Source organism: Acidocella sp. (assembly GCF_013044125.1).
In the GTDB taxonomy this organism is placed as follows: Bacteria; Pseudomonadota; Alphaproteobacteria; order Acetobacterales; family Acetobacteraceae; genus Acidocella.
In genome coordinates, this window is sequence record NZ_JABEVC010000165.1 from 1 (window position 1) to 5,273 (window position 5,273).

The 5,273-nt window shown below is 63.9% G+C and carries 7 protein-coding genes; 4 read left to right on the forward strand and 3 right to left on the reverse strand.

All coding sequences use genetic code 11. The features are described 5' to 3' along the window. Positions 1 to 142 (reverse strand): cytidylyltransferase domain-containing protein (locus HKL97_RS10275; RefSeq protein ID WP_408821006.1); only part of this gene is annotated, 142 nt, incomplete at its 3' end. Positions 143 to 236: 94 nt separating this feature from the next. On the opposite strand from HKL97_RS10275, the gene HKL97_RS10280 reads away from it, so the two are divergent. From HKL97_RS10280 to htpG, 3 genes are all read left to right on the forward strand, one after another. Continuing rightward, complete coding sequence (locus HKL97_RS10280) at positions 237 to 1,244, forward strand: cytochrome c family protein (protein ID WP_291425022.1); 1,008 nt, start codon at positions 237 to 239, stop codon at positions 1,242 to 1,244. After that, complete coding sequence (locus HKL97_RS10285; protein WP_291425024.1) at positions 1,241 to 2,017, forward strand: inositol monophosphatase family protein; 777 nt, start codon at positions 1,241 to 1,243, stop codon at positions 2,015 to 2,017. The genes HKL97_RS10280 and HKL97_RS10285 overlap by 4 nt, the downstream gene beginning before the upstream one ends. A 197-nt stretch (positions 2,018 to 2,214) precedes the next feature. Further along, positions 2,215 to 4,014, forward strand: a complete 1,800-nt coding sequence (gene htpG, locus HKL97_RS10290) for a molecular chaperone HtpG (protein WP_291425026.1) — start codon at positions 2,215 to 2,217, stop codon at positions 4,012 to 4,014. A 92-nt stretch (positions 4,015 to 4,106) separates the two neighbouring features. On the opposite strand, the gene HKL97_RS10295 is transcribed toward htpG, so the two are convergent. Beyond that, the gene (locus tag HKL97_RS10295; RefSeq protein ID WP_291425028.1) at positions 4,107 to 4,358 is read right to left on the reverse strand and encodes a YMGG-like glycine zipper-containing protein; all 252 of its coding nucleotides are present in this window, start codon (positions 4,356 to 4,358) and stop codon (positions 4,107 to 4,109) included. 92 nt (positions 4,359 to 4,450) lie between these two features. Beyond that, complete coding sequence (locus HKL97_RS10300) at positions 4,451 to 4,702, reverse strand: YMGG-like glycine zipper-containing protein (protein ID WP_291425030.1); 252 nt, start codon at positions 4,700 to 4,702, stop codon at positions 4,451 to 4,453. 214 nt (positions 4,703 to 4,916) lie between these two features. Here HKL97_RS10300 and HKL97_RS10305 point away from each other — a divergent pair. Continuing rightward, the coding region (locus HKL97_RS10305; RefSeq protein WP_291425032.1) for a rod shape-determining protein at positions 4,917 to 5,273 on the forward strand (357 nt) is incomplete at its 3' end.

Below are 5,273 nucleotides of genomic sequence, written 5' to 3' on the forward strand. Positions count from 1 at the left end.
CCACCGCCACCGGCCCCAAACCGGCCTCGCGCGCGCGTTCCAGCACATGCACAATCATCGGCAGCCCGGCGATATCGGCCATAACCTTGTCCGGCAGGCGGGTGGAGCCCATGCGGGCGGGAATGAGGATGATGGGTGTCACGTTGTTCTCGTCTCGCTGATGCTTGTCGTGCCTGCCTAAATCGCTATAGGGGTAAGCGCAATTGCGGCAAATAACGAGAGGGTCAGGGTTAGGCATGAGCGGTAAAGGCAAGGACAGTCTGCTGGGCAACAAAATCGCAGCCGGTCTGCTGACCGCCGGGCTGATTTTCTGGGGTGCCAACCGCATCGCCAGCATCGTGGTGCCCAGCGAGGCGCCAAAAACCCCGGCGATCAACGTTCCCGGCCTGCAAACCGCGGCCGCCCCCGTGGTGGCTGCGGCGGCCGGGCTGGAGTCGATCATCCCGCTCATCGCCACCGGCGATGTCGCCAAGGGTGCCGCCTTCGTGCAGCAGCAATGCGCGGCGTGCCACACCCTCACCTCCGGCGGCGCCGCAGGCGTCGGCCCGAATCTTTATGGCGTCATGGGTTCGCCTATGTTCTCCGGCAGCTTCGCCTACTCGGATGCCGTGAAGGACAAGGCCAAGGGCAACTGGAACTATGACAACATAAACGCCTGGCTCGCCGCGCCGATGACCTTCGCCCCCGGCACCGGCATGTCCTACGCGGGCATCAAAAACGTACAGACCCGCGCCGATGTCGTGGCCTATCTGCGCACCCTGTCCGCCAACCCCCTGCCGCTGCCAACCGCCGATGAAATCAAGGCCGCCACCGCCGCTCCGGCCGCAACCGGCGCCCCGGCCACCGCAGCTGCCACCGCCCCGGCAGCAACGGCGGAAGCGGCGCCCAGCATTGACACACTCTTCGCCACGGCTGACCTCGCCAAGGGCAAAGCCCTGGTGATGCAGCAATGCGCCGCCTGCCACACCCTGGCCAAGGGCGGCGCCCCCGGCGTCGGCCCCAATCTGTACGGCATCGTCGGCGCCAAATCGTTCAGCGCCCCAGGCTTCAACTATTCCGCCGCGGTCAAGGGCAAGGCTGGCGCCACCTGGACGGATGACACCTTGAGCGCCTGGCTCGAGAACCCCATGGGCTACGCGCCCGGAACCATGATGGCCTATCCCGGCATCAAAAACGCGCAAACCCGCGCGGACGTAATCGCCTATCTCAACAGCAACTCTGACAAACCCGAGAAGCTGCCTTGAACCTTGCGGCCCTGCTCGCCACGGCGGAGGCGGCGCTTGACGCCGCCGGGGCGGCCATCCGCCCCTATTTCCGCGCCGGGGTCCTCTCGGACGATAAATCCGACGAAAGCCCGGTCACCGTGGCCGACAAGCTGGCCGAAGAGACCCTGCGCACCATCCTGCGCGAAAAATTCCCTGATTTCGGTATTCTGGGCGAGGAATTCGCCGACCATAACGCGGGCGCGAAATACGTCTGGGTGATCGACCCGATCGACGGCACCCGCGCCTTCATCACCGGGCGGCTCACCTTCTGCACGCTCCTGGGCCTGCTGGAAGATGGCGTCCCCATCCTGGGCTTCATCGACCAGCCCATCACCAACGAGCGCTGGCGCGGCGGGCGCGGTGTTCCCGCGCGCTTCACCGGCCCCTTCGGCGGCACCATCGGCCCGCGCCCCCTCACCACCCTGGCCGAAGCCGAACTCTCCTCCACCGCGCCGGAGATGTTCTCAACCGCCGCCGCCGCCCGCTTCAAACGCCTGCAATCGGCCTCGCGGCGCATCTACTGGGGGGGCGATGCCTACGCCTACGGCCTGCTCGCCCTCGGCCAGATCGACATCGTCGCCGAATCCGGCCTGAAACCATGGGACTGGGTGGCCCTCGCCCCAGTCATCGAAGCCGCCGGCGGCACCATCACCGGCTGGTCGGGTGAAAAACTCCGCCTGGGCTGCGACGGCAGTGTTCTGGCGGCCGCCAACCCAGCGCTCCACGCGGCGGCGCTGCAAGCCCTGGCATAGCGCCCCGCCGCTATCTCGTTGCTTTTTCGCACCAAACCCGCACAAATTGGGGAGCAAGAAAAAAATAACCAAACACTATCAACACCTTACTCGTAAATCCCAGTCAATGCTCCACGTGGAGCCCTCAGCCCTTGATCCCGCCGCCGCTCTCACCTAACTGATCGGTCCACAAATCCCAGCCTGAACCAGAGGATCGCATGACCGAAACCGTCACCGAAGAAACCCATGATTTTGGCACCGAGGTCGGCCGCCTGCTCGATCTCGTCGTCCACTCCCTCTATTCCGACCGCGAAATTTTCCTGCGCGAGCTGGTGGCCAACGCCGCTGACGCGACCGATAAACGCCGTTTCCTCGCCCTCTCCGACGGCGCGTTCGCCCTGCCCGAAAACCCCGCCATCAAAATCTCCACCGATAAACTAACTCAGACCATCACCATCTCCGACCACGGCACCGGCATGAGCAAGGAGGAGCTGGCCAGCCATCTGGGCACCATCGCCCGCTCCGGCACCGCCGCCTTCACCTCCTCCCTGGCCGAAAAAAAGCCGGAGGAACGCCCCAGCCTAATCGGCCAGTTCGGCGTCGGCTTCTATTCCGCCTTCATGGTGGCCGATGAGGTCGAGGTCATCTCCCGCAAGGCCGGGCACCAGGAGGCCTGGGCCTGGGTCTCCGCAGGCAAGGGGAAATATACTCTCAAACCCGCCGCGCGCGACGAATCGGGCACCACCATCATCCTGCACATCAAGCCGGAGGCGGAGGAGTTCCTGGAGCCGCTGCGCATCAAAACCATCATCCGCAAATGGGCGGACCATATCGCCCTGCCCATCGAGCTTGAGGAAGACGGCAAGTTCGCCTCCGTCACCGAGGGCAACGCCCTGTGGCGGCGCAACAAATCTGAAATCTCCCCAGAGGATTACGCCGCCTTCTACCGCCACACCGGCCACGCGTGGGACGAACCCTGGGCCACCATCCACTGGCGCGCCGAGGGCACGCTGGAATTCTCGGCCCTGCTCTTCATCCCCTCCAGCAAGCCCTTCATGCCGGTGGAGGAAACCCGCGAATCCAAAGTCCGCCTGCATGTGAAGCGCATGTTCATCACCGATGAAGCCAGGCTCCTGCCCAACTGGCTCTCCTTCGTCACCGGCGTGGTGGACACCGAGGATCTCCCCCTCAACGTCAGCCGCGAAATCCTGCAAGCCACCCCGGTGCTGGATAAAATCCGCAAGGCCCTGGTTAACCGCGTGCTCTCCGAGCTGAAATCCAAGGCCAAGGACGCCAGCAGCTTCAAAACCTTTCAGGAAAATTTCGGCGCGGTCTTGAAGGAAGGTCTCTACGAGGACTCCGGCCACGCGGCAGACATCGCGGGCCTGCTCCGCTTCGCCTCCACCCGTGAGGAGGCCACCACGCTCGATGACTACATCGCCCGCATGCCCGAGGGCCAGAACGAGATCTACTACCTCGCGGGCGATGCCGCCAATCTCAAAACCTCCGCTCAGCTCGAGGGCTTCGCCGAAAAAGGCTATGAGGTCCTGCTCCTCTCCGACCCGATCGACGCCTTCTGGCCAACCCGGATGGAGACCTACAAGGACAAAAAATTGAAAAGCGCCTCCCAGGCCGCGGGCCTCTTCGCCCCGGCGGAAAGCAGCGCGGACATCACCGCGCTGTGCGAAAAACTGGCCAAGGCGCTGGAGGGTAAGGTCTCGGGCGTCACCGCCTCAACCCGGCTGAAGGACAGCCCCGCGATGCTGGTGGCCAACGAGGCCGGGCCGGATCTGGCCATGCAGCGCCTGCTGCGCCGCGCTGGGCGGCCCGTGTTCGGCCTGCCGCCCGCGCTGGAGATCAACCCCGGCCACAAGCTCATCCAGGCCCTGGCAACCCGCGCGGAGCTGGAAACCGAGGCCAATCTGCTGCTGGACCTGGCCAAACTCCAGGAAGGCGACCTCCCCGAAGACCCCGCCGCCTTCGTGCGCCACATCGCCAACGCCATCGCCGGGGCGTAGCCACACAAAAAAAGCCGGGGAATAATATTCCCCGGCATTTTATTCACCCTGACAGCCTGCCAGACTAATTCCCCCAGACTAATTCCCCCAGACTAATTCCCGAGGTTGATCTGGTTTTTATTGGTGGCCGCTCCCGTCACGGCGCCCGCGGCGCCGCCGATAAGCGCCCCCGTCCCGGCGCCCATGCCTGTCACCGCACCAAGAATCGCACCACCGCCAGCACCGATCGCACCGCCGGAAAGCGCACGCTGGCCTGTTGTATTTCCACAACCGGCAAGCGCCGTCAGCGAACCGGTCAACATCAAGCCAACCGTCAAATTCCGCAACGTCAATTTCCGCAACATGGCAAATCTCCACTGTAATTATTCAATTTCATATGGTCCGCTACACCGGAAATTCAAGACAGAACGAAACAACAACGACCATGTCGCTCCGCTCAGTTCCCAACCAGCGGCTTGCCGAGGTTGAGGTCACGCGGGCTAATAGCCGCCCCCGCGACAGCGCCCACGCCACCGCCGATGGCCGCGCCCGCCGCCGGGCCGATGCCCGTAACCGCACCCAAAATGGCACCCGTGCCCGCGCCGATCGCGCCGCCGGAGAGCGCACGCGACCCCGGCGAATAACCGCAGCCAGCCAAAGCCAGCGTTGCCAGCAGCAACACGGGAAGCACGCGCAAATTAACACTCATTCTCATAAACCTCTTGCTGTTGAACACTCCTTATAGGCCCGGCGGTGCGCGGCGTGCCACAACGCCCCGCTGACCACTGAATTAAAGTCGCGCAACAATGCCTCCCACCTGGCGCGGGCCTTGCCGCCCGTCACCCCTGGCTGTAATCCCTGGCTCGGATTTCTGCTTTGTCTCTGGAGCGGCCAGATTCAAAACAGCACAAGAAAGGTTTTTGATGTTCTCTAAACTTCTCGGCCTCATGTCGGCTGATATGGCAATCGACCTCGGCACGGCGAACACGCTGGTTTATGTGAAGGGGCGCGGCATCGTGCTGGCGGAGCCCTCCGTCGTGGCCATCGCTGATGTAAAGGGCCGCAAACATGTGCTGGCCGTCGGCGAGGAAGCCAAGCATATGCTCGGCCGCACGCCGGGCAACATCTCCGCCATCCGCCCCCTGCGCGATGGCGTGATTGCCGATTTCGAGGTCGCGGAGGAGATGATCAAGCACTTCATCCGCAAGGTGCATAACCGCCGCGGCTTCTCCTCGCCCATCATCATCATCTGCGTCCCCTCCGGCTCCACCGCGGTGGAG

Excerpts from the sequence above, each read along its gene's own strand:
- HKL97_RS10280 (WP_291425022.1), top strand. The coding sequence starts at position 237 with ATGAGCGGTAAAGGCAAGGACAGTCTGCTGGGCAACAAAATCGCAGCC.
- htpG (WP_291425026.1), top strand. The coding sequence starts at position 2,215 with ATGACCGAAACCGTCACCGAAGAAACCCATGATTTTGGCACCGAGGTC.
- HKL97_RS10295 (WP_291425028.1), bottom strand. The coding sequence starts at position 4,358 with ATGTTGCGGAAATTGACGTTGCGGAATTTGACGGTTGGCTTGATGTTG.
- HKL97_RS10300 (WP_291425030.1), bottom strand. The coding sequence starts at position 4,702 with ATGAGTGTTAATTTGCGCGTGCTTCCCGTGTTGCTGCTGGCAACGCTG.